Origin of the sequence: Pseudoflavitalea sp. G-6-1-2 (genome assembly GCF_012927185.1) — a bacterium.
In the GTDB taxonomy this organism is placed as follows: Bacteria; Bacteroidota; Bacteroidia; order Chitinophagales; family Chitinophagaceae; genus Pseudobacter.
On the sequence record NZ_JABBGB010000002.1, the window covers coordinates 675555 to 700138 of the forward strand.

General features: G+C 43.1%; 27 protein-coding genes and 1 tRNA gene. 15 read left to right on the forward strand and 13 right to left on the reverse strand.

The window, feature by feature from the left end:
* Genes HHL16_RS12425 through HHL16_RS12435 form a run of 3 tightly spaced genes read right to left on the reverse strand, consistent with a single transcriptional unit; the run spans nucleotide 1 to nucleotide 1192 of the window.
* Nucleotides 1-387, reverse strand: coding sequence for a DoxX family protein (locus HHL16_RS12425; protein ID WP_169425517.1), 387 nt, complete (start codon nucleotides 385-387; stop codon nucleotides 1-3).
* A gap of 1 nt (nucleotide 388) precedes the next feature.
* A complete protein-coding gene (locus tag HHL16_RS12430; protein WP_169425518.1) occupies nucleotides 389-862 on the reverse strand; it encodes an SRPBCC domain-containing protein in 474 nt (157 codons plus the stop codon).
* A 6-nt stretch (nucleotides 863-868) separates the two neighbouring features.
* The gene (locus HHL16_RS12435; RefSeq protein ID WP_169425519.1) at nucleotides 869-1192 is read right to left on the reverse strand and encodes a metalloregulator ArsR/SmtB family transcription factor; all 324 of its coding nucleotides are present in this window, start codon (nucleotides 1190-1192) and stop codon (nucleotides 869-871) included.
* An 87-nt stretch (nucleotides 1193-1279) separates the two neighbouring features.
* Between HHL16_RS12435 and HHL16_RS12440 the strand changes: the two genes are divergently transcribed.
* Entirely contained in the window at nucleotides 1280-2272 is a 993-nt protein-coding gene (locus HHL16_RS12440) for a phosphotransferase (protein WP_169425520.1), read from the forward strand.
* Nucleotides 2273-2276: 4 nt separating this feature from the next.
* Here the strand turns inward: HHL16_RS12440 and HHL16_RS12445 are convergent, their stop codons facing one another.
* The 5 genes from HHL16_RS12445 to HHL16_RS12465 form a co-directional block, all read right to left on the reverse strand.
* Complete coding sequence (locus tag HHL16_RS12445; protein WP_169425521.1) at nucleotides 2277-2735, reverse strand: DUF4268 domain-containing protein; 459 nt, start codon at nucleotides 2733-2735, stop codon at nucleotides 2277-2279.
* Nucleotides 2736-2786: 51 nt separating this feature from the next.
* Complete coding sequence (locus HHL16_RS12450; RefSeq protein ID WP_169425522.1) at nucleotides 2787-3689, reverse strand: LysR family transcriptional regulator; 903 nt, start codon at nucleotides 3687-3689, stop codon at nucleotides 2787-2789.
* A 126-nt stretch (nucleotides 3690-3815) separates the two neighbouring features.
* A complete protein-coding gene (locus HHL16_RS12455) occupies nucleotides 3816-4583 on the reverse strand; it encodes an ABC transporter permease (RefSeq protein WP_169425523.1) in 768 nt (255 codons plus the stop codon).
* Nucleotides 4583-5350, reverse strand: a complete 768-nt coding sequence (locus tag HHL16_RS12460) for an ABC transporter ATP-binding protein (RefSeq protein ID WP_169425524.1) — start codon at nucleotides 5348-5350, stop codon at nucleotides 4583-4585. Before HHL16_RS12460 ends, HHL16_RS12455 begins: the two co-directional genes overlap by 1 nt.
* A 10-nt stretch (nucleotides 5351-5360) precedes the next feature.
* Nucleotides 5361-6245 (reverse strand): pentapeptide repeat-containing protein, encoded by an 885-nt coding sequence (locus HHL16_RS12465; protein ID WP_169425525.1) that lies wholly within the window; start codon nucleotides 6243-6245, stop codon nucleotides 5361-5363.
* A gap of 147 nt (nucleotides 6246-6392) precedes the next feature.
* On the opposite strand from HHL16_RS12465, the gene HHL16_RS12470 reads away from it, so the two are divergent.
* Nucleotides 6393-6944 carry a GNAT family N-acetyltransferase gene (locus tag HHL16_RS12470; RefSeq protein WP_169425526.1) on the forward strand — a complete coding sequence of 184 codons (552 nt, stop codon included), beginning with the start codon at nucleotides 6393-6395 and terminating at the stop codon, nucleotides 6942-6944.
* A gap of 33 nt (nucleotides 6945-6977) precedes the next feature.
* Nucleotides 6978-7436 carry a hypothetical protein gene (locus tag HHL16_RS12475; protein ID WP_169425527.1) on the forward strand — a complete coding sequence of 153 codons (459 nt, stop codon included), beginning with the start codon at nucleotides 6978-6980 and terminating at the stop codon, nucleotides 7434-7436.
* Here the strand turns inward: HHL16_RS12475 and HHL16_RS12480 are convergent.
* The gene (locus tag HHL16_RS12480; protein WP_169425528.1) at nucleotides 7433-8080 is read right to left on the reverse strand and encodes a class I SAM-dependent methyltransferase; all 648 of its coding nucleotides are present in this window, start codon (nucleotides 8078-8080) and stop codon (nucleotides 7433-7435) included. The genes HHL16_RS12475 and HHL16_RS12480 overlap by 4 nt on opposite strands.
* Nucleotides 8081-8241: 161 nt before the next feature.
* The gene (locus HHL16_RS12485) at nucleotides 8242-8871 is read right to left on the reverse strand and encodes a cysteine hydrolase family protein (RefSeq protein ID WP_206022407.1); all 630 of its coding nucleotides are present in this window, start codon (nucleotides 8869-8871) and stop codon (nucleotides 8242-8244) included.
* A gap of 41 nt (nucleotides 8872-8912) precedes the next feature.
* Between HHL16_RS12485 and HHL16_RS12490 the strand changes: the two genes are divergently transcribed.
* Nucleotides 8913-9191 carry a hypothetical protein gene (locus tag HHL16_RS12490; protein ID WP_169425529.1) on the forward strand — a complete coding sequence of 93 codons (279 nt, stop codon included), beginning with the start codon at nucleotides 8913-8915 and terminating at the stop codon, nucleotides 9189-9191.
* Here the strand turns inward: HHL16_RS12490 and HHL16_RS12495 are convergent.
* Nucleotides 9188-9550 carry a helix-turn-helix domain-containing protein gene (locus HHL16_RS12495; RefSeq protein WP_169425530.1) on the reverse strand — a complete coding sequence of 121 codons (363 nt, stop codon included), beginning with the start codon at nucleotides 9548-9550 and terminating at the stop codon, nucleotides 9188-9190. The genes HHL16_RS12490 and HHL16_RS12495 overlap by 4 nt on opposite strands.
* A gap of 93 nt (nucleotides 9551-9643) precedes the next feature.
* Between HHL16_RS12495 and HHL16_RS12500 the strand changes: the two genes are divergently transcribed.
* The 4 genes from HHL16_RS12500 to HHL16_RS12515 all read left to right on the forward strand — a co-directional run bounded on the left by HHL16_RS12500 (nucleotide 9644) and on the right by HHL16_RS12515 (nucleotide 14699).
* The gene (locus HHL16_RS12500) at nucleotides 9644-10150 is read left to right on the forward strand and encodes a dihydrofolate reductase (protein ID WP_169425531.1); all 507 of its coding nucleotides are present in this window, start codon (nucleotides 9644-9646) and stop codon (nucleotides 10148-10150) included.
* Nucleotides 10151-10240: 90 nt separating this feature from the next.
* Nucleotides 10241-11386 (forward strand): serine hydrolase domain-containing protein, encoded by a 1146-nt coding sequence (locus HHL16_RS12505; protein ID WP_169425532.1) that lies wholly within the window; start codon nucleotides 10241-10243, stop codon nucleotides 11384-11386.
* Nucleotides 11387-11716: 330 nt separating this feature from the next.
* Nucleotides 11717-12049, forward strand: a complete 333-nt coding sequence (locus HHL16_RS12510) for a helix-turn-helix transcriptional regulator (RefSeq protein ID WP_169425533.1) — start codon at nucleotides 11717-11719, stop codon at nucleotides 12047-12049.
* Between the two features lies 1 nt (nucleotide 12050).
* Nucleotides 12051-14699, forward strand: coding sequence for an ABC transporter permease (locus tag HHL16_RS12515; protein WP_240966111.1), 2649 nt, complete (start codon nucleotides 12051-12053; stop codon nucleotides 14697-14699).
* Nucleotides 14700-14720: 21 nt separating this feature from the next.
* On the opposite strand, the gene HHL16_RS12520 is transcribed toward HHL16_RS12515, so the two are convergent.
* Nucleotides 14721-15011 carry a DUF1272 domain-containing protein gene (locus HHL16_RS12520; RefSeq protein ID WP_169425534.1) on the reverse strand — a complete coding sequence of 97 codons (291 nt, stop codon included), beginning with the start codon at nucleotides 15009-15011 and terminating at the stop codon, nucleotides 14721-14723.
* Nucleotides 15012-15462: 451 nt separating this feature from the next.
* On the opposite strand from HHL16_RS12520, the gene HHL16_RS12525 reads away from it, so the two are divergent.
* The 6 genes from HHL16_RS12525 to HHL16_RS12550 all read left to right on the forward strand — a co-directional run bounded on the left by HHL16_RS12525 (nucleotide 15463) and on the right by HHL16_RS12550 (nucleotide 21713).
* Entirely contained in the window at nucleotides 15463-16500 is a 1038-nt protein-coding gene (locus HHL16_RS12525) for an acetoacetate decarboxylase (ADC) (RefSeq protein WP_169425535.1), read from the forward strand.
* Nucleotides 16501-16524: 24 nt separating this feature from the next.
* On the forward strand, nucleotides 16525-17886 hold the full coding sequence (locus tag HHL16_RS12530) for an aldehyde dehydrogenase family protein (protein ID WP_169425536.1): 1362 nt from the start codon (nucleotides 16525-16527) through the stop codon (nucleotides 17884-17886).
* A gap of 91 nt (nucleotides 17887-17977) precedes the next feature.
* Complete coding sequence (locus tag HHL16_RS12535) at nucleotides 17978-18916, forward strand: NAD-dependent epimerase/dehydratase family protein (protein ID WP_169425537.1); 939 nt, start codon at nucleotides 17978-17980, stop codon at nucleotides 18914-18916.
* Nucleotides 18917-18955: 39 nt separating this feature from the next.
* Nucleotides 18956-19867: a helix-turn-helix transcriptional regulator gene (locus HHL16_RS12540; protein WP_240966113.1), complete on the forward strand. Its 912-nt coding sequence runs from the start codon at nucleotides 18956-18958 to the stop codon at nucleotides 19865-19867.
* Nucleotides 19868-19983: 116 nt separating this feature from the next.
* On the forward strand, nucleotides 19984-20670 hold the full coding sequence (locus tag HHL16_RS12545; RefSeq protein ID WP_169425539.1) for a type 1 glutamine amidotransferase domain-containing protein: 687 nt from the start codon (nucleotides 19984-19986) through the stop codon (nucleotides 20668-20670).
* 56 nt (nucleotides 20671-20726) lie between these two features.
* The gene (locus tag HHL16_RS12550; protein ID WP_169425540.1) at nucleotides 20727-21713 is read left to right on the forward strand and encodes an alpha/beta hydrolase; all 987 of its coding nucleotides are present in this window, start codon (nucleotides 20727-20729) and stop codon (nucleotides 21711-21713) included.
* A gap of 164 nt (nucleotides 21714-21877) precedes the next feature.
* Here the strand turns inward: HHL16_RS12550 and HHL16_RS12555 are convergent.
* Nucleotides 21878-21950, reverse strand: a tRNA-Lys gene (locus HHL16_RS12555).
* A 216-nt stretch (nucleotides 21951-22166) separates the two neighbouring features.
* Here HHL16_RS12555 and HHL16_RS12560 point away from each other — a divergent pair.
* Nucleotides 22167-24446: an FUSC family membrane protein gene (locus tag HHL16_RS12560; RefSeq protein WP_169425541.1), complete on the forward strand. Its 2280-nt coding sequence runs from the start codon at nucleotides 22167-22169 to the stop codon at nucleotides 24444-24446.
* The last annotated feature ends 138 nt before the right edge of the window (nucleotides 24447-24584 follow it).

Genomic DNA, 24584 nt, shown 5'->3' on the forward strand with positions numbered 1-24584 from the left:
TTATTTATTGGTTGAAGCAACAAGTTTACGGCTGGCCGGTCTGAAATACCAGCTGATCAATGTCAGCACCAGCAACAGCAACGGAGGCCATATTTTTCCAATCGGATTGCCTACTGCAATATGCGATGCAACAGCGCCCGACATGGCAAAGAAGAAACCGGCATAAGCCCATTCTTTCAGCAATGGAAATTTAGGAACGAGCACGGCAATTACACCGAGAATTTTCCAGGCGCCGATGATGCATAACAAATAGGCCGGATAACCGATGGTGGCCATGTTTGCTACTTCTTCTTTCACCTGCAACAGTTGTACAATGCCGGTTGCCGTCATGCCCAGGGCCAGCCATCCGGTAGCTACCCAATAAATGATCTTGTTTCTTTTGCTCATGTTATGCTTGTTTTAGTTTGGTTACAACATCCTGCAGACGATCGTGTGCCATGTTCAGTCCTTTTGCAAATGGCATTTTCAACTGCATGTTTCTTGCTTCGGCAGACTGATATACGATGTGCATGATCAGTTTGCTGGTATCTTCTGTAAGCGGCTTGAATTCGAAGAACTCCAGCTGCACACCCATGGGAGCATTTTCCATTTCGAACGTGCGGACGATCTTTTCGTTGGTTATGAACTCATGAAACACACCATTGGCCTGAAACACAGGGTTACCCTTATTGTCGGAGGTAACAAAATGCCAGCCGCCGTGTTTCTGCGCTTCCAGTTTCATTACTTTGGTTCCCATCCATTGCTCAACAATTTCTGGTTCGGTATGCGCTTTGAACAGCAGCTCAACCGGCAATTCAAATTCTCTGGTAATGGTGAGATCCTGTGTGCCTTCTTCAGCGTGGATCTTTGTTTTAAGTTCCATATTGGATTATTTTTTGGGTTTATAGTTTTTCATGATGGCTTCGAGCTTATTGAAACGCTCGTCCCACAGTTTGCGAAATGGCTCGATAAAATCCGAGATCTCCTTTATCTTCTGCGGATTGAGGTGATAATAGATCTCCCTTCCATTCTGCTCCTGCTCCAGCAGTTCGCATTCGGTCAATATCTGAAGATGCTTTGAAACAGTTGGCCGTGCCGTATCGAAATTCGATGCGATGGCGCCGGCTGTCATCGATTGCGTGGCAACCAATACCAGTATTGCCCTCCTTGTGGGATCTGCGATGGCCTGGAAAACGTCTCTTCTGATTTTCATTGCGTAGCTATTTGACTACAAATATAAGCGTAGCCATTTAACTACGCAAATATTTTTATCTGTTTTTCATTTTTGTATCTTCATCGCATGAAACCGTGCTTCCCCGCCACTTATTCCACCCTTTCCGCAGAAGCCCTCTCCGGCTGGATTTCATCCAAATACGCAACCGGACCAGTTCGGTGCAAACTACTGGTACGTGGCGTGGGAGACACTTATCTCATCGAATCGGCGTCCGGGCAATTCATTCTGCGCATTTACAGGTCATCTCACAGAAGCCTTGCACAGATAAAAGAAGAAGTGGAGTTATTGCTGAAATTGAAGGAAGCAGACGTATCGGTTTCTTATCCCATAGCCAACCAATCTGCACAATACATTCAGTCGCTCGATGCCATCGAAGGCGAAAGACATGCCGTGCTTTTCAGCTATGCACCCGGACGTTCAGAAAGGATGCTAAGCCAGCAGCAGCTTCGCAATCTCGGTATTGAAATGGCACGCTTTCACAAAGTATCTGCATCAATGAAGCCTGGCGGAGCGAGATGGAATTTCGATCTGGATACGATGTTCTTCAAACCGCTTGAACAGCTGAAACCCGGTTTCGCAGAAGATCCTGAAGGTTATGCATGGCTGCAGGAAGCAACGTCTAAGGCAGCACAAAAACTGCAGGATTTAAACGCTGCTTCATTCACCCAGGGTTATTGCCATTTCGATTTCCTGCCGAAGAATTTTCACTTCGATGGCAATGCCGTTACTTTTTTTGATTTCGATTTTATGGGTTTTGGCTGGCTGGTGAACGACATCATGAGCTTCTGGCAGCATCTGGTATTGGATGCATACACAGGCAGAATGAGTAAAGAGGCTGCCATGCAATCCTACGCAACTTTCCTCGAAGGCTATCGCGAACAACACACCATCAGTGAGGCCGAACTGGCTGCCGTACCCTATCTCGCACCGGGCTTCTGGCTTTTCTACATGGGTTTCCACACAACGCACGATCAGTTCCTGCCCTATACACAACCGGCATTCCTGAAATCATATACAGGGATCATGAAAAATATTGAAGCAAATTACTGGGAGAAATAAATACTCAGAGCACTTCGAACGAAGGTTTCACCATACTCCAGAATTCATCCAGCGCAATCAGACGGGGCTTCAGAAAAGATATGATCGCGGGCCAGTCGGATTCTCTCAGCACGTTCACATCTGCGATTCCTTTACTGATGGTAATGGTTTGTTTGCCATGCTCATCGGCATCCGGCCGTTGCCAGATCCAGTCATCTTCGCCCAAAGTCTCTTCCAGTATAGCTTTCAGCTGAAGCAGCTGATCGTAGTGAGATAGAAGCAGTTCACGTTTATTGGAGAGGGAGATCATGATCTCCGCATATTCACGTTCTGCATCCATTTTGAAATGGATACCATTCACACCGGTTCTGTAGTTGATCCAGTTTACAGGCAATCCTTCAGCAGACATCACAGGCTGCATATATCTGCCAAAGGCCGTCCAGAAGGCCTGTTTTATTTTGGAGATCTCTTCTCTTGTGTACATGAAAACGCTTGAGGCCGCAATATACAATCAAATAGGGTGATGTGTTCTGCATTACTTCTTCCCCATCACCTTTCTGAATAATCGTTTGATATGTTCGATCTCTTTCTGATGCATGCCATTCTTTCGGGTTCCGAAGTAAAGAATATTCTTCAGTTTCTTGTCTCCCTCCCAGATCAGTTGCACTTCTCCGCTTTTGATTTCATTGGCACAAAGGAAATCAGGAAGCACAGCAACCCCTTTCCCACCACTAAGACAACGCACTATGGAACTCACATTAGGCACAATATAGTTCGGTCTGAAATCTGGCTTCTTGTCGAAGTTCATGCTCCAGAAACGCAGAAGGTGTTCCATGTCGCCGGTAGTGCCGTACCATTTTTGCTGCTTGAGCCATTGCTCCAGCTTGTTCTTATCTTTCGTTTTCCGCACTTGTTTGAACGCAGATATATCTACTTCCCTACCTCCTACGAGTACAATATTCTCTGATGCAAATTCTTCATAGTCGATATTGGAAGAGGTTCCTTTTTTGGCTGTTATGATGATATCCAAAATTCCTTTATCGAGCTGATCGAGCATTTCGGGATAATCTCCAACTGAAAGAATGAGATTGAAAGGAAGTGAAGCCACATACTGCTCCAGCGTCATCTGGAAAGTTTCGAAACACATGCCCACACCGATGGTGGGTGTATGGTTTTCGATCGACTTCTGAAAATTCGTCTCTACTTCCTCGAGTTTCGATAACGAATCGGCAACAGCGTTGAACAATACTTTCCCGCGTTCGGTAGGTATCATTTTGCGGGCTGTTCTGTCGAACAGTTTATAGCCAACATAGGCTTCCAGTGAGTTGAGATGCAGGCTCACGCCCGGCTGTGAAATAAAAAGATCTTCCGCGGCTCCTGTCAGCGTTCCGGTTTTATAAATCGCTTTGAAAGTGCGATACCATTCCAGATTCACCATATCTACATATCATTTTATTGATACAAATGTATAATTTCTGCTGTTTTAATGATAGCCGCAACCTGCATAATTTCATGCTGCATCAATAAGAAAAACAAACAAGCGGACAATTTCTCCAACACAACGTTACACGTGTTTTCTGTATGCTCTCATGGCAAACAGATAAGCTACGATCATCAATCCGGCACACCAGGCAATGGCAATCCAGATGGCATTACCAACAGGCTGATTGAACAGCAATGCCCGAATGGTTTCCACGATGGAAGTCATTGGTTGATTTTCTGCAAATGCACGAACACCCTTCGGCATGGAACTGGTAGGAACAAATGCGGAGCTGATCAACGGTAGCAGGTGGATCGGATAAGCGATGGCAGTTGCACCATCTACAGATTTTGCGGAGAGGCCTGCTATTGCTGCAATCCAGGTGAGTGTAAGGGTAACCAGCGCAAGCAATCCTGCAACGGCCAACCACTGCAAAATACCGGCATGTGATCGAAAACCCATGATGAGTGCAACGAGAACAATCACCGTAAGCGAGATGGCATTGGATACCAGCGATGTGAGCACATGCCCCCAAAGCGCCGCGGAACGCGAAACAGGCATCGAATTGAATCGTTCGAATATTCCACGCTGCACATCATTGAACAACCGGTACGAAGTGTAACCGATGCTGTTGGCAATGGCAATCAGCAGTATGCCAGGCAACAGATAATTTACGTAGTTGTCAGAGCCTGATTGAATGGCGCCTCCAAGTACATACACAAATAACAGCATCATTGCAACGGGCATGATGGTTACAGTGATAATAGTATCCATGCTGCGCAAAACATGACGCATAGATCGGCCAAGCATCACCCGCATGTCTGCGAAATAATAGTTTTTTACCGCTTCCATTATACAACCTCCTTTTTACCAACGATGGCGAGAAAGATATCTTCCAGCGTCGGTTGTTTTTCAATGTATTCAATTTTTGCAGGCGGATATTTCTTTTTGAGATCCGCCAATGTGCCGTTTACAATAATCTTACCCTGATGCAGGATAGCAATATTGTCGGCAAGCTGTTCGGCTTCATCCAGATACTGTGTTGTTAAGAAAACAGTGGTGCCGGCTGCAGCTAATTCTTTGATGATTTTCCAGACCTCGATGCGTGCTTCCGGATCGAGGCCGGTAGTTGGTTCGTCGAGAAAAACAAGTTCTGCATTCCCTACCAGGCTCATGGCAATATCGAGCCTGCGTCGCATTCCTCCGGAATAGGTAGCTGTTTTCCGATCGGCGCCACCTGTTAATCCAAACCGATCGAGCAGATCTGCTGCAATCTGTTGTGGATTGCTGAGATGGCGGAGTCTGGCGATCATTACCAGATTTTCACGACCAGTCAGCACTTCGTCGATTGCAGCAAATTGTCCGGTTAAACTGATCGATCGGCGCACTTTTACCGGCTCTGCCACTACATCGAATCCGTTCACCATTACATTTCCGCTATCCTGTTTCAGCAATGTGGAAAGGATTCTGATGATAGTGGTTTTGCCCGCCCCGTTCGAACCGAGCAGCGCAAAAACACTGCCTTTCTTTACGTGGAAGTCAACCCCATTCAATACGGATACACGTTTGTACGACTTCTTCAGTCCTTCTACTGAAATAGCAATTTCATTTTGCAACATAAATTCATCGTTAAGAGTTGAGCAATGTAATTCCACTCAGATCTGCTTTGCCGCTTTTCAGAAACTCATAGGTTATTCTGTCTGCGTGGCAGTCGGCAAACCTGAGATGCTTGAGTGTTCTGCATTTGAAGAATGTATTGATGAGCATCGAGTTCTGAAAGGTCACTTTGGAAAAACTGCAATTATCGAAGGAACAATCCTGGATAGTGCCATCGAAAACGATCTCATCTAAATTGGTGCTATTGAACACCGTACTTTTCAATAACGCATTTACGAATATGCCTTTCTGCAGTCCGCTCGATTTGAAATTGGCGCCGGTTAGATCTGCTCCGGAAAAGTCACAGCCTGCAATGTAGCTTCCGGAAAAGCTGGTCTCCCTGAGGATGCAATCTTTAAACACATTGTTGGAGAAATGAGAGCGCTGAATCTGGCTATTGCTGATAACGGATCCGGTAAAATCGCAGCTGACGATCATATTGCTTTTCAGCAGCAATCCGGATAAATCGGACCCGATGAATTTGCATCGCTGCATATTGGAAGAACTGAATTTTTCGTGCAGCCCTTTCAATCCGGAAAAGTCTGCGTCCACCCAGTTTCCATTGGACATATTCCAGTTAAGCTTTGACTCCGGATTCGCAGATGGGATGTCAGCCATTTGAGGAACAGACGGCTCTCCGGTTACTGCCGACGGAAAATTGACTGAAAAATAGTTGAGATCAACGCCCAGTATTTCAGCCAGCCTGTTAAAAGTAATGATATCGGGAATAGACTCCCCCCGCTCCCATTTGCCCACAGCCTGCGGACTTATGAAAAGCTGTTGAGCCAGTTGCGCCTGCGACATATTGGTTTCTTTGCGTGCTTTGGCAATTTTGCTGCCTATCAACTTTGGATCCATAGATGCTGTTTTTGATTTGATTTCAACAGTTCAAAGATACCGGTGTAATCCACCATTTGCAGCAAAACAGCCGCCACTCCTGGTTGGAATCGCGCTACCAGTGGTTGTTTTTGGGAACCGGCAGTAGTAATTGTAATTTTTCGGGTGATGAAGTACTTTTGCCGCATGCAATCCATCGCAACACTAAAAGGGAAGAACGATATCAGCCTGAAAGCAATCGGGCAACAGGATCTGAAAGAAATGGCAGCACTCGCCAACGACCCGGCCATTGCAGGGAATCTCCGCGACAGCTTCCCTTCTCCCTATTCATTGCAGGATGCAGAGGTATTCTTTGAACTCATCCGGCAAGACAAACTGAACCAGCATGTCTGGGGCATCTACCTTTATGAAAGGATTGCCGGTGTGATAACACTTACACCGCAACAGGATATTTACCGCCACTCTGCAGAGATCGGCTACTGGCTGGGAGCACCCTACTTTGGTAAAGGTATCATGACTGAAGCAGTATCATTGGTAACAAATTACGCATTTGAAGCATTGGGTTTTCTCCGTGTTTATGCAGGTGTTTTTGCGTACAATGAAGCTTCCAAAAAAGTTTTACTGAAGAGCGGATTCCATCAGGAGGCCATCAAAAGAAACGCGATCATTAAAAATGGTATCCTGCACGATGAACATCTGATGGTGAAGATGAAGGCCTGAGGCTTTTTTAGATAATGAAGGTGGATCAGCAATATGAAAGAACAACTCGCCCACAAGTTATTACTCAAACAGTACTGCGAGCAGATCATCCTGCAGCGTATCGCAACGGCTCAACAGGCTATGGACGATGCGCAGGCTGCCGCCAATCAGGAGGGCAAAAGTTCTGCCGGCGACAAATACGAAACGGCAAGGGCAATGAGCCATCTGGAGAAAGACATGCAGGCAAGGCAACTGCTGGCTCATCAGCAGGATCTCAATGCGCTTCGCGCCATCAACGTGCAGGTTGTATGCATTGCTCCTGCTGCAGGCGCATTTGTTCGAACATCAAATAACCGGTTTTTTATTGGAGCCGGCCTGGGCAGACAGGTGATCGATGGAGAAACAGTTATTTTTCTCTCGCCTGCATCCCCATTGGCCATGCAGTTAATGAAGAAGAAACCGGGAGATGAAATTGAATTTAAAGGAAAAGAAAAAATAATTGAAGTGTATTAACTGCCTGAAGATTTCTCAGCCCATATATAAGCTCTTCTGGTTTTATACTCCATGCTTTCATTCGGGCGTCTCTCGATAGCATCGATTACAGTAAAGCCGGTTTGATTTAGCAGTTCAACAATATCATCAGACCTGAAAAAGAACAGATCGATATCAATTTCTTTGTCGCGTGCTTTATCGAAGTGAACGATCTCATCACCTACGTGAAACGAAAACAAAAAATCTCCCCCCGCTTTCAGTACTCTGTTTATCTCTGCGAAACATTTTTTTACATCTTCCAATGTAAAATGCACAATTGCATAAAAGGCAAGCGCACTGCCAAGATAATCTGAAGGATACCCGATATCCAGCAGGTTCCCTGTTTCAAATTTTATCTGAGGGGATAGCTTTTGAGCAACTTGTACCATTGCCGGAGAGAGATCGACACCGACGATATTTTTCAGGCCGTTATCATATAGAAATCTGGTTGTTTGTCCGGGGCCACAGCCAAAGTCGGCACAGAGTCCCTTGTCTTTATTGGAGGATGCAAATTCAGTCAACAATAATCTATCGATATGTTTTCGGGAAAGCTCGTCCCAGCGCTCGATCGCATAATCTTCGGCTACCGTGTTATAGCATTGCAGAATTTTGTCCTGAGAGTTCATTGTATTACTTTTTAGTTTTCCCGGAATTTGATGGCGAAGGCTGCAGGCAATTGAAATTTGCAGATCGGGAGTCAGCGGTAGCGATCAGATTCCGTAAGCAAATGGAAGAGAAAACTAAAGTAAAACAAAATCGGGGCATTACACCCCGATTTATTGTTCATTTATTCAGAAACCACTTCTGAAGTGGTTTTGATAGTGGCGTAATAGAACTCCATCGCTCCCAGCAATGATTGCTGCACGGCTTCGGCAGCTACTTTCTTTCCCTGAATCTCAACATCCAGCGTAGCACAGGCATCGGAAACAACGGTGCAATCAAAGCCGTAATCTTTGGCGGCTTTCACTGTAGCATCGATGCACACGTGCGTCATCATACCCATGATGGTTAGTTTCTGAATATGATTTTCTTTCAGATAGGCCAGCAGACCGGTTTCTCTGAAAGCATTGGGATAATGTTTGGTTATCAGCTTTTCCCCCTTTGCGGGCAATACCGCCTGATTAATTTTTACACCGTCTGTATTGGGCAGAAAAAAAGTAGCTTCTTTATCGGTTGCAAGTCCCTGTATATGGATCACCGGCAGTCCCTTCTTACGAAAATGAGCCAGTACCGTTTTGGCATTTTGTGCCGCATCTTCTGCACCAACCAGTGTATGTCTTCCACCGGGGAAATAATCGTTCTGAATATCAACAATGAGCAATGCTTCTTTAACTGGTGCTGTTTGTTTTGCCGCAGGTTGAGCAAATGATCCCATGGCGATTGCAATACCTGCAATCGATAATCCGGTTATTTTCATTTCGAATAGTATTTAAGATGTATAAAAACTGAAGGCCTTCATTGCCAGCAAAAGTAAAAGCAGAGAAAAACCTGCAACTTGACCTAGGTCAAGAGAAGAGATTTTTTCAATTTATTTCAGACAACGAAACATATACAAACTTCATTGCCAACATCGCAGACCGGCTATCTACACTACAGCAAACGATGTTCGATGTGTATGTGAAATTTCTCAAACAGGAAGGTGAAGATTCCATTGAAACCCTGGAGGAGCATAGCGACTACATCAGAGGCCTTGCATTTATCAGAATAGAAAAAGGGAATTCGGTAGAACTGTGTTAGCCCCCGCCTGATTTCACTACCGCTCTGTGTTTGGCTCCAAACTCCAGCAGGGCATTGAATACATTCCGGGTTTCATAAGCATGTTCGGTGAGTGAATAGGAAACAGTAACCGGCTTTGTATTGTTGATGGTTCTTACAACCAAAAAGTTTTGTTCTAACTGCTGCAATTCTTTGGTTAAGACTTTTGAAGATATGCCAGCAACCTCTTCCTGTAAATCTTTGAAGCGCATGGTTCCGTAAAGGGAAAGATTCTGGAGAATGCATATTTTCCATTTGCCTCCCAATAATTCGATGGCATCTCTTAATGCAAGGGATCTTTCTCTTTTTTCATTCTTTTCGCAGCGTGTAATCAACGGCATTGTAAAACGAATTAGTTACTTACCTGAAGGTAACGGATAGTGTAGGAATGGCAAGAGCAAAATAGCTTTGCAACCAAATACAAAACCGCTACAATGAAAGTAACATTAATCGCAAATATTTCCGCAAACGGAAAGATATTATTGTCTGAAAACACCAGGTATCAGGCCCCTGACATTGCCATGGGTTTATTCATGGAAACAGCCACCAGAGCAGGTAATCTGGTAATCGGAAAGAAAACCTTCGAAATGCTGCAGCGGGTACTTCCCGATGTGAAGGGATTTTTTCCGGGAGTTGAACTTGTGCTGATCTCTTCTTCCGGCATATCAAATGAATTCAAAGTTGTGGGAAGCGCTGAAGAAGCTATCAGTTATCTTACAGAAAAAGGATATACTGAAATTGCAGTTGGCGGTGGAACCATTACCTACAATGCCTTTCTGAGCAAAGACCGGATAACAGATGTTTGCGTAAACATCCATCCTGTAATAATTGGCGATGGCGGTATCTGGGGAACAGATCATGACCTGTCTATGCAATTCAAATTGATATCGCAGCAATCCATTGGTGAAAACATTGTTCAGCTGCATTTAAGCAGATCCTGAACACCGAATGGCAACAATGTTTTCATTACGTCGAAAATGCCCTGTAAACTATATGCAGCATCAATTTAATTTTTACATTGGCATGCATATATGAGTACAACATATCGAAGATTATTCATAGCAGTGCTGTTCTTATGGTCTTACAGCTATGCCCAGGAGGCTGGTGTTCAACCGGCAATAAAGAGTAGCAATCCTTTGAAAACACCCATCGACAGCATAATTCAGCGGGCTGCAGAACATTACATGCAATCGCCGGCAACATTCGACCTATCGATTGGGGTAATTGATAAGGGAGTACAGCATCAGTACATTTTCCATCGAGGTTTGGGTAATTTAAGCAACAGTACAAATTTTTGGGGTCTGGGGTCCATTGCCAAAACCTTTGCAGGCATAATGCTTGCGCAGGCTATTCTTGACAAGAAAGTGCATCTCACCGATGATATCAGAAAATACTTACCAGGCAGTTATCCTAATTTACAATATCAGGAACATCCTGTTAGAATAATGGATCTGGCAAATCATACTTCGGCCATGCCTGCCATGTCGAGGGATTATGACGATAAATACCTGGACAGCATTACCAAACTAAGCCCCAAAGCATTCAGAGAGTTTTACAGCGTTTATACCGTTGATAGTCTGTTTCGGGATATGCACAGGTTTACACTCGATACAGTTCCCGGAACTGCATACCGATATAACGGAAATGCAATGATGGTGCTTATTGCTATTCTGCAGCGCGTGTATCATAAGCCCTACGATCAGCTGGTTACTTCTTTTCTGAAAAAACAACTCGGAATGGAAAACACCAAACCTGCATTGAGTGCTGCAGAAGAAAAACAACTTCTTCCCGGCCATGATCAGCACGGCAAAGAATTGCCATTTATTCCTGACAATGGCTTCAGGGCAGCGCCTTCCATGTTTTCGACCCTGACTGATATGCTCAAATATGCAGCAGCCAACCTAAGCAGGAAAAATGAGGCCATTAATCTGAGCCATGCCATCACTTTTACAAAACCAGCAGGAATGAGTATGGGGCTGGGATGGATGCTGGGTAAGGAAAACAACGGGATGCCATATATCATGCATACAGGCAGGGACGGATGTGGCTTCACTGCACTATGCTATCTCTATCCGGATAATGAGTCGGCCATTATCCTATTGGTGAACGACAGCAGTGGTCAGGAACGATTATCCGATCTGAAGAATGAAATCATTTCAAATCTATTCAGGCAGTAAGATTATTGAACAATCACATCAGAAATACAAGGCTATCATACGATAGCTTTTTTTGTGCCGTATTATAAAAACCTACAACAGATTAACCTACAAACAATTCATAACACTGGCTTCTGAAGTGTATAGCACAGCATTCCATTATAGTGTAATTCCGAAGATCGTATTCAAGATTGGAGCACTGTTCAACAAGCAGGTAAGAGAGTTGCAATGTTCGGGCGGTAATCCAACAAACAAAAAACTACGATCATCTTTTCTTGTGAAAGATCAATACTCTTCTTTTGTATGTTTAATCAAATCATTATACATACATTTACGTAATTAATAACAAAGATGAAAGGCACAAACCTTGGAGAATTTGAAGAACTGGTGCTGCTCACCATCGCGGCATTACTGAACGAGGCATACAGTGTGGCCATTTGCGACGAGCTATCGAACCATACCGGCCGCTCAGTAAAACTCGGTGTAGTGCACGCTGTACTTAACCGTCTGGAAGAAAAGGGCCTTGTGAAAAGTGAACTCGGAGAAGCAACCAAAGCCCGTGGTGGCAAGCGGAAAAGATTCTACGAAGTTACAATGCTTGGAAAGACTGCATTGCTCAATGCAAAGTCGCTGCGCGATCAGCTCTGGGCAAGGATTCCATCACCCGCCTGGAAAAAAATGTAACATGAAAGAAAAACGCCGGCACCACCCACCCTCCTGGGCGCAGCGATTTATCGAATGGTATTGCAAACCTGAGCTGGCAGAAGATCTTACAGGCGACCTCCACGAATGTTTTGAACGGAATCTGCACACAATTGGAGCACTCCGTGCTAAACTGATTTACATCATCGATGCATTCAAGTTCTTCAGAAGCTACACGGTACGAAAATCAATATTTACCAACCTCTTCACGAACAACAATATGATAGGAAGCTATGTAAAAACATCCGGACGCAACACCATGCGCCATAAGCTTTTCTCATCCATCAACATATTTGGACTTGCCATATGCATGACGGTCGGTCTGCTGCTGATCGCATTTCTGCTGGATCTTCGTTCTTACGACAGGTTCAACAAAAACGGAGAACGGATCTATCGCATCACCAATATCATCACTTCAAATAAAGAACAAAGCGGAAAGTTTGCAACCACTTCCCTAAAAGCAGGAAAGCTCATTCGCGAAAAAGTGAGCGGCATCGAGGAAGTGGCCATCATGCGAAATAACTTCTCCGGAGATGGCAGAGTTGGAGACAATATTCTACCCATCAAAGGCTATTGGGCAGAACCATCGCTGTTCAGGATTTTTACGTTCCCGATGGTATCCGGCAATTCCGAAACTGCATTGAAAGACCCGTATTCAATAGTACTTACAGAGACTGCTGCGAAAAAACTGTTCGGTTCGCAACCAGCCATCGGAAAAACAATACAGCTGGATTCACTTGCCTATCAGGTGACTGGCATCATGAAGGATGTCCCTTTCTTTTCCCATATCAATTTCGAAGCATTGGTATCACTGTCTACAGTGGAACAAATGAATAAAAACGACCAGAACTTTGCTGCATGGACAAATATGTGGTCGAACTCGGTGTATCTGATGCCTTCTGAAAAAGCAGATATTGATGCCATCAGGTCGCAGCTCAGCAATATCGCAGCCGCAGAGAATCTCGCAGATGAAAACACAAAGATCGAACTCGAGATGCTTCCGTTATACGACATTGTGGTAGGCGAAAATCTGCGCCAATCCGAGGGAGGGCCTGGTTTTTCGGGTCCACATATCTCCCCTGTTGTATTGTGGATACTCGGCGGACTGGCATTTGTGGTGATACTGTCCGCCTGTTTCAATTACACCAATCTTTCGATAGCGCGGGCGATGCGCCGCATGAAGGAAATAGGTCTTCGCAAAGCCATCGGTGCAGGTAAAGGCCAGGTGAGGCTTCAGTTTCTGGCAGAATCGGTAATGATTTCACTGATAGCTCTTCTGCTTTCGCTCCTGTTGTTTTTTGTATTGCGGCCAATGCTGATAAATCTGGCACCGGATCTTCAGCGAATGGTAAAACTCGATCTTACACCAGTGATGATCGCAGCCTTCATCCTCTTTGCAGTGATTGTAGGCGTTCTTGCAGGTTTCCTTCCTGCAGTATTCTTTTCAAAAATAAATCCTGCCAGTGCATTCGGAAACGCCTCTCCGGTGAAGATGTTCAGACACCTTACACTCAGACGCGCGATGGTGGTGATTCAATATACAGTCACACTGATTTTTATTACAACAACTGCCATCGGCTATGTGCAGTACAAAAACATACTGGCATTCGATCTGGGGTTCAGCACAACAAATATTCTGAACATCAATATGCTGAACAATAAACCAGATGCCATGCTCAAAGAGCTCAGTGAGATGCCGGAGGTAGTTGCTACCTCCCGATCGCTGATCACAACCGGCGTCGGGAACGCCTGGGGTGGCAACATGAAATACAAAGACTCGCACGATTCTGTTCTCGTGATGACCAATCATATCGATGAAAACTATCTGCCACTTCACAACTACAAACTCATTGCCGGAGGAAATTTTGTTGCGCGACCAATCAATGCAGAATCAACGAGTGAAGTGATCGTTAATGAGGAGGTCCTAAAAAGATTCAATATAGCTGGCAATAACCCACGTAACGCAATCGGAGAACAGATTGTATTGAATGGACGCAAACTGACTATAATTGGTGTAATGAGAGACTTTCACTACGGCAAAGTGGAGAATCTTATCGGTCCGGTTGCATACACTTACTGGACACCGGAGGACAGGGCGATTATCAGTGTCAAAATACAGAGCAGTGATATGCACGCTACCCTCGCCAGCATTGAATCCATTTGGAAAAAGATCGATCCTGCTCACTCCTTCGTAGCATCATTCTATGATCAGGAAATAGAAAATGCATACAGCGAGTTTTCTGCCATGATCAAAATCATTGGGTTCCTTTCGTTTTTAGCAATCTCCATTGCATCGATGGGATTATTCGGAATGGTGGTGTACAGCACAGAGACAAGACTAAAGGAAATAAGTATACGAAAAGTGATGGGCGCAGGCATCGGCAATCTGATCTTCCTGCTGAGCCGTGGTTTTCTGGTTTTGCTTTCGGTTTCGGCACTTATTGCACTACCGGTAACTTACCTGTTCTTCCAAATCATGGTACTTCCAAACTTTCCTTATCATACTCCTGTACAGGTAACAGAATTGTTTGTCGGCTTGCTGGCAGTATTGCTCATAGCATTGTTAATGATCGGAGCGCAGACATTGAAGGCAGCAAAAAGCAATCCCATAAGGGCTTTGAAGAGTGAGTAAAAGCGGGAACGGCTATTGCGCCTATCGCTCTTCCGGGGGAACATCTTTCAACTGTTCCAGCTTTATTTTAAACTCAGCTTCGTTAATAGGCTTGAATACAACTTTTGTACTGACCGGATATTTTTCCAAAAGCCTTTTGGGTCTGATGGGTCGTTTTTCAAAACCGCCACCACAATTGGGGCAAACGTTGTGCAAGATATTATCAACACAATCCTTGCAAAAAGTGCATTCAAATGTACATACCATTGCATCGTCTGCATTGTAAGCTAAAGGCTTGCCGCAATTCTCACAGCCGGGTCTTATTTCGAGCATATGATTGATGATTTAGTCGAAGAATTTACTAAAGCAAATTAACCAGCATAAAGTAAGGAAAGAAATCGGGGGAGCCTACGAGGAACTCGACTAAAAACTCGACTAAAACAAAAAACCCGCGCAGTGCGCAGGTTTTTGAATTTTTCTGTGAACCCTATGGTACAAAACTCGAACCTATTTGTATTTGAATTACGAAAATTGGCAGAAATCGCCTAATAAACTAAAAAAACGTCAAAATAATGTCAAAATAACATCCTTCACCGTTCTTCCGACCTATAGCTTCAATATAATTATTTGTGGTTCGAATGCAAGAACGAGCATGCACGCCATTGCTCCTTTACATTACTCCTTACGGCCTTATAAAAACAGAGATTCTGTTACATCTTCCCTTAATTGAGCTACATCTATCTTTTCTGTTCTTCGGAACTTTGTGATACTAAAACAACATAATATGAACACATTTAAAATAATCACAACAGTTGTCAGTATAGGAATATCTTCCTTTGGATTTTCGGCTTCTGTTAATCCATGTCACGATCTAAATTCCTCCCACAAAAATCAAATCCCTATGGACACTATCAACAAAAATCAGACAATAATTGAGCTTGCAGGTCATCAGGTTCCTGTGCTAAAGGATGGACTTTATGATCGATTCCGTTCAAACCCACCATTATCTGTCATTGAAAAAGAAAAACCGGGTATTGATCTCAGCTGGTTTAAAACTATCCAGAAAGAAAAAAAGGACGTTGGATTTACAACTTATTCTCCGAATTTCTATTACAGCAACAGTAGTATCACAGCAATCTATACTGCTGATTTGAAAACATTGAAAAAGTTGATTCCAGAAGAAGCTCGTGACATTGTAAAACCGATCTCGATTACCCCAGGACGAGGGCTGATTGCCATAACAGCTTATGCCTATCATTATTGTGATAATGATTCATATAATGAGTTATCGATTTCTATTGTTACAACTAAACCTAATGCAGGGAACTGGGGAGTCTTTTCTTTACTCCGGGAAGTAAAAAACAAAAGCCTTTGGGGATATGTTTTAAAACTTCCAGTAAATACAGAGCTGGCTAGGGTCCGAGGAGTAGTTGGCTACAACTTACCGAAATGGTTGATCCCAATTGAGTATACTAACAAAGGAGATTCCATGACCTTTACTTTTTATGATGGATCGGGTAAACCGGATTTTTCGATGGAGGGAAAGAAATTGGTTATAGAGAGTACAGAACCTGAAATTGTTCGTTCCAATTTCATCAATCTGGATAAAAACGGAAAACTTACCCATGGCTATACTGATGTGCGAGCGCTGAAAAAAGCCAGCAGTAAAAATAAAGAAGACATTGAACTTAAGCTTACCGATGGTCCATTATCTGCATTCATTAAATTATTGGAATTAGGGAAATTAATGCGCTATGATTATCAACCTGAATTTCAGGCCGCATTATACACTCCTGAACCAACTGGTAACACAAAGAAATAGGTTTAAAATTAAAAGGCAATTACAATGGATTTTGCAAGAATATTTCAATCACAAAAAGAGTTTTTTAATTCACACCAAACAAAAAACATCGCATTTCGTAAGGAAAACCTCTTAAAGCTAAAGAATCTTTTGAAAGCAAATGAAGATGAGCTTTATGAAGCGATCTATAAAGATTTTCGTAAGGGAAAATTTGATGCCTTTCTTACAGAACTTAACCTGGTGTATAATGAAATAGATTTTTTCCTGAAAAACTTAGATAAGCTGAGCAAGCCTAAAAAAGTCAAAACAGCACTCAGTTTACAGCCCGGAAAGAGTTATATCCATTATGACTCCTTAGGGGTTACACTAGTCATTGGGGCATGGAATTATCCTTATCAGCTGACATTAAGCCCTATGGTGAGTGCCATTGCAGCTGGAAACACCTGCATCATAAAACCCAGCGAACTTCCGGAAAATACAATGCATGTGTTAGCGGATGTTATCAATGAGAATTTCCCTCCAAACTACCTATATGTCGTGAAAGGAGGCATTCCAGAAACAACAGAACTTTTGAAGCTTCGGTTTGATAAAATATTTTTTACAGGAAGTCCAAAAGTGGGACAGATTGTCTACGAGGCCGCAGCCAAAAATCTGGTTCCTGTTACGTTAGAGCTTGGTGGGAAATCACCCGCCATAGTAACTAAAAGTGCAGATCTTGAAGTCGCTGCCAAAAGGCTGGTCTGGGGAAAATTCCTAAATGGAGGACAAACCTGTATTGCGCCTGATTATTTGTTGGTAGAAGAATCAGTGAAACCCAAACTTCTTAGTTTGATCAAAGAAAAACTCCAGGAAATCAATTATTCTGATGGTGCAGAGCATTATACCAGTATAATCAATAAACGGAATTTTGATCGTATCCTTGGCCTAGTTGATAATTCAAAAGTGATTTATGGAGGGAAATTTAATGCTGATTCGCTTTACATTGAGCCTACCATCATCGATAATGTAACCTGGGAAGATCCGGTAATGCAGGAAGAAATATTTGGTCCTGTTTTACCTGTCATATCCTACAGTCATTATGATAATGTTCTTCATAAAATTATAGAAGGTGAAAAACCATTGGCTGCATATTTATTTAGTAATAATGAAGAAGAAAAAGATATGCTTTTAAAACTGGTTTCTTTTGGTGGTGGATGCATCAATGACACACTGATGCAAATTACCAGTGACTATCTCCCTTTTGGAGGTATAGGGAATTCCGGGATTGGAAACTACCACGGTGAGTTCGGCTTTCTTACATTCTCCCACCAGAAATCAGTCATCGAAAAAACAACCTGGGGTGAACCGGACTGGAAATATCCTCCATATACGGATAAAAAAATGCGTTGGCTGAAAAGGGTAATGTAACAGAGATGATGTTACAACTTTCGTTAATTCAGATACTCTGCTTTTAGGATGATTGCTGAACTTTGTATAATAATTTAAAACAGCAAAAGATATGCAAACGATATTAGGAGCTAATGGTCAGATTGGCGAAGAGCTAGCGAGAGAACTTAAAAGAAATTTTACTTCATCTATACGAATTGTCAGCAGGGATGCGAAAAAAGTAAATGACACGGACGAGGTTTTTTCTGCGGATCTATCCATTCGTGAAAAAGCAATTGAAGCAGTAAAAGGTAGTGAAATTGCCTATTTCACATTAGGTCTTCCGATCAGTTCCGGTCTCTGGGAGAAACAGTTTCCGCTGATCATTCGTAACGTAATAGAAGCCTGTAAGATCAATCATACAAGGCTCGTATTTTTTGACAACACTTATATGTATCCCCAGGATGATCGTATATTGACAGAAGAAACTGCTTTTTCACCTGAGGGAAGAAAAGGAAGAGTCAGAACAAAAATGGCTGAAATGGTGTTGAGGGAAATTGAATCCGGTGAACTTGAAGCTGTTATCTGTCGTGCTCCAGAATTTTACGGTCCCGGTAAAACGCAGAGTATTACTAATACCTTAATTTTTAGCAATATCAAAGAAGGTAAAAAGCTGAAGGTTCCATTGAGCGCAAATAAAAAAAGAAGCCTGATCTGGACTCCCGATGCGAGCCGAGCTACTGCTTTGATTGGGAATACCCCTGACGCATTTGGTCAGACATGGCATCTGCCGGTAGATAAGAGCCATCCTACCTATAAAGAGTTTATCCGAATGGCATCAGGAATTTACAGCAGAGACCTGAAATATTCTGTTGTTCCCAAATTGATGTTCAAAATAGGGTCATTTTTCAACAACAGTGTAAAGGAATTACTGGAGCTTCTTCCCAGGTATGAACATGATAATATATTTGACGATTCAAAATTCAGGAAGAAATTTCCGGATTTTCAGGTCACGTCATATAAGCAGGGAATCAATATCATTAAAGATGAACAGTTTCAGGAAACAAAATAATTTGATAAATTAGTCATGTATAAATCTGAAAACCAGCATATGAAAACTCCGGAAAAAGTATCATCAATAAGTACACTTCATCAATTCTTGGGGTTAAAGAAACCAGCTAATCCGCTGATAAGTGTATTTAATTTTGATGATGTTAAACTGGAACCGGAAACCATACTTAGCGCAATAACTACAGATTTTTATGTTATTGCCTTAAAAAAAGACTGTGCCGGTGGAAAATGCAGATATGGCCAACAGTATTATGATTTTGATGAAGGTATTATGTATTTTATTGCCCCCCATCAAGTGCTTCAGTTTGATGATATACTGCTTAATAAAGTAAGAGGTTTTGTCCTGGTAGTACATACGGATTTCCTACATGGCTATCGACTAGCATCCGACATTAAAGAATACGGTTATTTTTCCTATTCAGCCAATGAAGCTTTGCATCTTTCTGAAAAGGAAGAGAAAACCGTGTTTGATATCATAGCGAATGTTGAACAGGAAATTGACATCAACATGGATTCCTTTACACAAGATCTACTTGTCTCTAACCTTGATCTTCTGTTAAAATATTGTGACCGTTATTATAACCGCCAGTTTTTGACCAGAAAGAAAGTGAATAGTGACCTTCTTTCCAAGTTGGAGCAATTATTGGATGATTATTTCAAAAATGACAATTTAACCGTTAACGGTATACCCTCAGTCCACTCCATAGCTGCTCAACTGCACCTGAGCGCGAATTATCTAAGTGATATGTTAAGAGTGCAAACAGGACAAACCACGCAGCAGCATATCCAAAACCGACTTATCGAAAAAGCAAAAGAATTACTCTCTACTACCAAAATGTCGGTCTCTGAAATTGCCTTTCATCTTGGATTTGAACACCCGCAATCATTTCATCGTCTTTTTAAAAGCCGAACATCAATTTCTCCACTTAAATTCAGATCATCATTAAATTAACAAGGTCGGTTTAAATAGGAAGTTGAAATACTGAGATTCGGTTACTAATTCCCGTAATTAAGCTACTGCCAAATCATCCAATAGTGCGAATTTGACGATAGTTAAATAAGTGATCTATGAAAAAGCTTTTATTAATAGTCACCAATGTTGATAAGTATACAAGTGGTCTGCCAACAGGCCTGTGGCTCAGTGAACTGACCCATATTTATCATAAGGCCAAAGAGAAAAAATGGGATATAACAATAGCAAGTCCGAAGGGCGGTTATGTACCTATTGACCCTGAAAGCCTGAAACCTCTAGTTCTTGATAAAATATCAAAAGATTATTATAAAGATCCAATTTTTATGGATGAGCTGAACCACTCAAAAAATCTGTATGAAGTAATTCATGAATCTTTTGACTGTGTATATCTTGCCGGAGGGCATGCTACCATGTACGATTTTCCAGAGGATGAAAATATTAAAAAAATCATTGGTCAACAATACGAAAACGGGAAAATGGTCGCCGCAATCTGTCATGGAGTTGGTGGATTGTTAAATGTAAAGCTTAGCAATGGTGAGTTTATGATCAAAGGTAAATCAATGACCGGATTTGACTGGTTTGAGGAGACTATAGCCAGACGCAAACATGAGGTTCCCTTTAATCTTGAAGCTGCAATTAAAGAACGGGGAGCCAATTTAAAAAAAGCTTTTATCCCTATGACCTCTAATGTAGTTATTGATGGTAATTTGTTAACGGGCCAGAATCCGTTCAGCTCAAAGGAAATGGCAAAAGTGGTTGTTGAGCAACTGGGAAAAATATAAACTTTGATTACCTAAATAAGGTTATTTCTCATACATTAATCATTAAAATTTCAATTATGGCAAACAACATTAAAGCTGAAAACGATCCACAAATACTTTCAGGGATTAGAGAATTTTTGAAGGGTTTGAATAATAGTGGTGGCAAACCATTGGAAACACTAACTCCACAGGAAGCCAGACAGGTTTTGGTTGATGCTCAAAATTCTGTTGAAGTAGATTATTCTGGAATTATTGAAGACGAAAGAGAGATTACCCAGGATGGAATCACGGTCAATATTCATATCGTAAAACCTGCTAATGCCCCTGCTGAAAACCTTCCAGTATTTATGTTTACACATGGTGGTGGATGGGTATTGGGTGATTATCCCACCCATAGAAGATTGGTGCGGGATTTAGTTGTCCATAGTGGAGCGGCAGCTGTTTTTACCGATTACACACCCTCGCCGGAAGCGCAGTATCCTGTAGCGATCAATCAAATTTATGCAGCTACTAAATGGGTATCAGAAAATGGAACCGAAATTGGTGTAGACGGTAAAAATATGGCTGCCGCAGGAAACAGTGTCGGCGGCAATATGACCGCAGTTCTTTGTTTGATGGCGAAGGATAAAGGAGGCCCGAAAATAAAATTCCAATTGCTGTTGTGGCCGGTAACCGACGCAGACTTCTCTCGTGAATCCTGGCAAAAATATGCATCAGAACGGTTCCTTACAGCACCCTTAATGAAATGGATGTGGGATAATTATCTTCCCGACACTGAAAAACGCAAAGAATACTATGCAACCCCTTTCAATGCACCATTAGAAAAACTTAAAGGACTTCCGCCTGCTTTAGTTCAGGTGGCCGAAAATGATATTCTCTTTGATGAAGGTCTGGGCTATGCAAGAAAGTTAGATGACGCGGGCGTACCAACAACAATAGAAACATATAATGGATTTATCCATGATTACGGACTATTAAATCCACTTGACCATATTAAAGCGGTCAAATTTTCCTCAGAGCAAGGTGCATTGGCACTCAAAAAAGCTTTATTCGGCAATCGCTAATGATTACGCTTCTCAACATTGATCCGGTTAATGGACTATCTAATTCCGCTCCTTGTTTTTGGCTTTTTCTTCGGGGTTTACTTTCACCATTGCTTATTACGCGGTCTGGGGAAGGCTTAAAGAAAATGGGACAAGCCTATCAGTTTTAGACTTGTCCCATCAGGTGATCCCGCTGGGACTCGAACCCAGGACCCATACATTAAAAGTGTATTGCTCTACCAACTGAGCTACGGAATCTTCCACTTTCAACAACCGCTCCAACTCTTTGATCTTTAAGAACCTCTGAATGTTTCGCGTTGTCGTTGTTGGGAGTGCAAAAGTAAGGGAATTTCATTTCACACCAAATTTTTCTCTAAAATATTTCCAGTTTTTTTTCAGCTGGCGGGTTCATTCTCAATACATCACCGTTTAAAATCCTTTTAAACTTATGTTTGCATTGAATTCGGGATATACATGGATTATGCACAGGAGTTTAGAAAATTCATCAGTAGTCAGTACCTCTACACAGGCGTACGCATTACCGCGGGAGCTGTAATCCCCGCCATCATTCTTTACCAGAACGGATTGCTGGGATCGATGATGGCAGTACCGCTCGGCGCCCTCTGCGTTGGCTTCACCGATAATCCTGGTCCCATTCAACACAGGCGAAATGCCATCTTCATCAGCATTTTCTTCAATTTTCTGGTAGCAGTGCTTGCCGGTCTCAGCCGTGGCCATTCAGCGATCATCGGTATCGAGCTGGTTGTACTCAGCATGTTCTTTTCTCTGCTGGGCGTTTATGGCAATCGCGCCAACTCCATCGGATCTATCGCTTTACTTGTATTCATATTCAATATCGATGCGCATCTCTCTCCCACCGGCAGCGACTTCAAAGGCATTCTCATCAATGCAGGATGGTTTACCGTTGGCGGATTGTGGTACGCCGTACTCAGTCTGGTGTTGCATACACTTCGACCGTACAAACTTATACAGCAGCTGCTCGGCGAATGCCTCATGGAAACCGCTCGATACCTCGATGTAAAAGCCGCCTTCTACAAAAAAGATCCCGATTACAAAGAACTATACCGGTCGCTCATGCGCCACACCGTGGCCATTCAGCACCATCAGGATGAACTCCGCGAGATGCTCTTCAAAGCGCGCAGCATCGTTCGTGAATCTACCCGGAAAGGACGTGTACTGATGCAGATGTTCCTCGACAGCATCGACCTCTTCGAGCGCATCATGACCACACAGCAGGATTATGAAGCGCTGCACAAAGAATTCGATCACGAAGAAATTCTCGAAGTCTATCATCGCACCATTCTCGAAATGGCTGATACTTTGAATGGGATCGGACTGGCCATTCAGGATGGCGTTCCCTACCGGATAGAACAAAAGATCGACGAACCGCTGGAAGCCGCTAAGGAAGCTTTCTTCTCCATGCGCAACAAAAAACTGAATGCAGAGAATATCGAAGGGTTCATCAAATTAAGACATATCCTCTTCAGTCTGCAGGATCTCGCCGAACGCATCAAAGTGATCGCGCAATACACCACTTACGACAGAACCATCAGCAAGGCGCTGAAAAATCAGCCAAGGCGCGATCTCGACAGATTCATTACCCGTCAGGAATTAGACCCCAACCTGCTTTTCGACAACTTGTCGCTGCAGTCGTCCACCTTCCGCCACGCAGTAAGACTTACATTGGCATTGGTGATCGGATATATAGTCTCACTGCTCTTTCCGCTCGGCCACGGATACTGGATACTGCTCACCATCACCACCATCGTAAAACCCGCTTACAGCATTACCAAAAAACGGAACGTGCAACGTATTCTCGGCACGCTTACCGGCGCTTTCCTCGGCTTCGCCACCATCTACATCACTGAAGACACTACCATATTGTTCATCATCATGCTGCTAGCAATGATCATCAGCTACAGCATGCTGAAACTGGATTACTTCGTCAGCTCCGCAGGCATCACCGTGTACGTGATCCTCAGCTTCCACTTCCTCAATCCATCCGGATTAGGTGTGGTGCTGCACGATCGCGTGATCGATACCGCCATCGGCTGCGCCATCTCCTTCATCTTCTCTTCGTTTGTACTTCCCAGTTGGGAGAAGGAGCAGATTGCTTCTTATGTGGAAAAATCGATCGCCGCCAACCGTGCATACTTCAGCACAGTGGCCACTTCCTTTATCGGCATCGGTTTCGACATGACGAATTTCAAAGTAGCCCGCAAAGGCGCTTTCGTATCGCTTGCCAACATGAGCGATCACTTTCAGCGCATGATGAGCGAACCCAAAAGCAAGCAGGATAACCTGGAAAACTATCACCAGTTTGTTGCCACCTCACATTTGCTCACTTCACATATCGCCTCGCTCTCCTACTACGGCGAAAGATCCGGACAACAATACGGCTCCATGGATTTTCAACCGCTAGTGAAACAGGTAGAAGCACAATTCGATCTGGCAGAAGCTATTTTACAGGACCGGAACAACACACCTGCTGAGCAAAAACTGATCGAAGATCCCATCAGACAAAAAGTATTGCAGCTGCTCGAAATGAGAAGAGAAGAAATGTCTGCAGGAAAAGAAGAAAATGAAATGTCTGTTCGCAAAACCCTCTCCGATCTCAAAGCCATTACAGATCAGTTTCAGCTGATCGGCACCATCACGGCCGAACAGGTGAAAATACTCCAGAAACTGCGCACCGTTGCAAGCGAACGCACAGCACACGAAACATCTGCCTGATATTTCTTCATATCCAAAAATTTCAAAATCCGCAATCGACGGTTCAGCAAGCCTTTCGTAGAATTCATCTTCATTTAACAATACATTGCAAGGGAACATTGTAGCATTGTAAGGTGATTAAGATCTGCCATCTTAAAA

What these genes read in the sequence shown, in the direction of transcription:
- HHL16_RS12425 (WP_169425517.1), bottom strand. Translation starts at nt 387, where the DNA reads ATGAGCAAAAGAAACAAGATCATTTATTGGGTAGCTACCGGATGGCTG.
- HHL16_RS12430 (WP_169425518.1), bottom strand. Translation starts at nt 862, where the DNA reads ATGGAACTTAAAACAAAGATCCACGCTGAAGAAGGCACACAGGATCTC.
- HHL16_RS12435 (WP_169425519.1), bottom strand. Translation starts at nt 1,192, where the DNA reads ATGAAAATCAGAAGAGACGTTTTCCAGGCCATCGCAGATCCCACAAGG.
- HHL16_RS12440 (WP_169425520.1), top strand. Translation starts at nt 1,280, where the DNA reads ATGAAACCGTGCTTCCCCGCCACTTATTCCACCCTTTCCGCAGAAGCC.
- HHL16_RS12445 (WP_169425521.1), bottom strand. Translation starts at nt 2,735, where the DNA reads ATGTACACAAGAGAAGAGATCTCCAAAATAAAACAGGCCTTCTGGACG.
- HHL16_RS12450 (WP_169425522.1), bottom strand. Translation starts at nt 3,689, where the DNA reads ATGGTGAATCTGGAATGGTATCGCACTTTCAAAGCGATTTATAAAACC.
- HHL16_RS12455 (WP_169425523.1), bottom strand. Translation starts at nt 4,583, where the DNA reads ATGGAAGCGGTAAAAAACTATTATTTCGCAGACATGCGGGTGATGCTT.
- HHL16_RS12460 (WP_169425524.1), bottom strand. Translation starts at nt 5,350, where the DNA reads ATGTTGCAAAATGAAATTGCTATTTCAGTAGAAGGACTGAAGAAGTCG.
- HHL16_RS12465 (WP_169425525.1), bottom strand. Translation starts at nt 6,245, where the DNA reads ATGGATCCAAAGTTGATAGGCAGCAAAATTGCCAAAGCACGCAAAGAA.
- HHL16_RS12470 (WP_169425526.1), top strand. Translation starts at nt 6,393, where the DNA reads ATGAAGTACTTTTGCCGCATGCAATCCATCGCAACACTAAAAGGGAAG.
- HHL16_RS12475 (WP_169425527.1), top strand. Translation starts at nt 6,978, where the DNA reads ATGAAAGAACAACTCGCCCACAAGTTATTACTCAAACAGTACTGCGAG.
- HHL16_RS12480 (WP_169425528.1), bottom strand. Translation starts at nt 8,080, where the DNA reads ATGAACTCTCAGGACAAAATTCTGCAATGCTATAACACGGTAGCCGAA.
- HHL16_RS12485 (WP_206022407.1), bottom strand. Translation starts at nt 8,871, where the DNA reads ATGAAAATAACCGGATTATCGATTGCAGGTATTGCAATCGCCATGGGA.
- HHL16_RS12495 (WP_169425530.1), bottom strand. Translation starts at nt 9,550, where the DNA reads ATGCCGTTGATTACACGCTGCGAAAAGAATGAAAAAAGAGAAAGATCC.
- HHL16_RS12500 (WP_169425531.1), top strand. Translation starts at nt 9,644, where the DNA reads ATGAAAGTAACATTAATCGCAAATATTTCCGCAAACGGAAAGATATTA.
- HHL16_RS12505 (WP_169425532.1), top strand. Translation starts at nt 10,241, where the DNA reads ATGAGTACAACATATCGAAGATTATTCATAGCAGTGCTGTTCTTATGG.
- HHL16_RS12510 (WP_169425533.1), top strand. Translation starts at nt 11,717, where the DNA reads ATGAAAGGCACAAACCTTGGAGAATTTGAAGAACTGGTGCTGCTCACC.
- HHL16_RS12515 (WP_240966111.1), top strand. Translation starts at nt 12,051, where the DNA reads ATGAAAGAAAAACGCCGGCACCACCCACCCTCCTGGGCGCAGCGATTT.
- HHL16_RS12520 (WP_169425534.1), bottom strand. Translation starts at nt 15,011, where the DNA reads ATGCTCGAAATAAGACCCGGCTGTGAGAATTGCGGCAAGCCTTTAGCT.
- HHL16_RS12525 (WP_169425535.1), top strand. Translation starts at nt 15,463, where the DNA reads ATGAACACATTTAAAATAATCACAACAGTTGTCAGTATAGGAATATCT.
- HHL16_RS12530 (WP_169425536.1), top strand. Translation starts at nt 16,525, where the DNA reads ATGGATTTTGCAAGAATATTTCAATCACAAAAAGAGTTTTTTAATTCA.
- HHL16_RS12535 (WP_169425537.1), top strand. Translation starts at nt 17,978, where the DNA reads ATGCAAACGATATTAGGAGCTAATGGTCAGATTGGCGAAGAGCTAGCG.
- HHL16_RS12540 (WP_240966113.1), top strand. Translation starts at nt 18,956, where the DNA reads ATGAAAACTCCGGAAAAAGTATCATCAATAAGTACACTTCATCAATTC.
- HHL16_RS12545 (WP_169425539.1), top strand. Translation starts at nt 19,984, where the DNA reads ATGAAAAAGCTTTTATTAATAGTCACCAATGTTGATAAGTATACAAGT.
- HHL16_RS12550 (WP_169425540.1), top strand. Translation starts at nt 20,727, where the DNA reads ATGGCAAACAACATTAAAGCTGAAAACGATCCACAAATACTTTCAGGG.
- HHL16_RS12560 (WP_169425541.1), top strand. Translation starts at nt 22,167, where the DNA reads ATGGATTATGCACAGGAGTTTAGAAAATTCATCAGTAGTCAGTACCTC.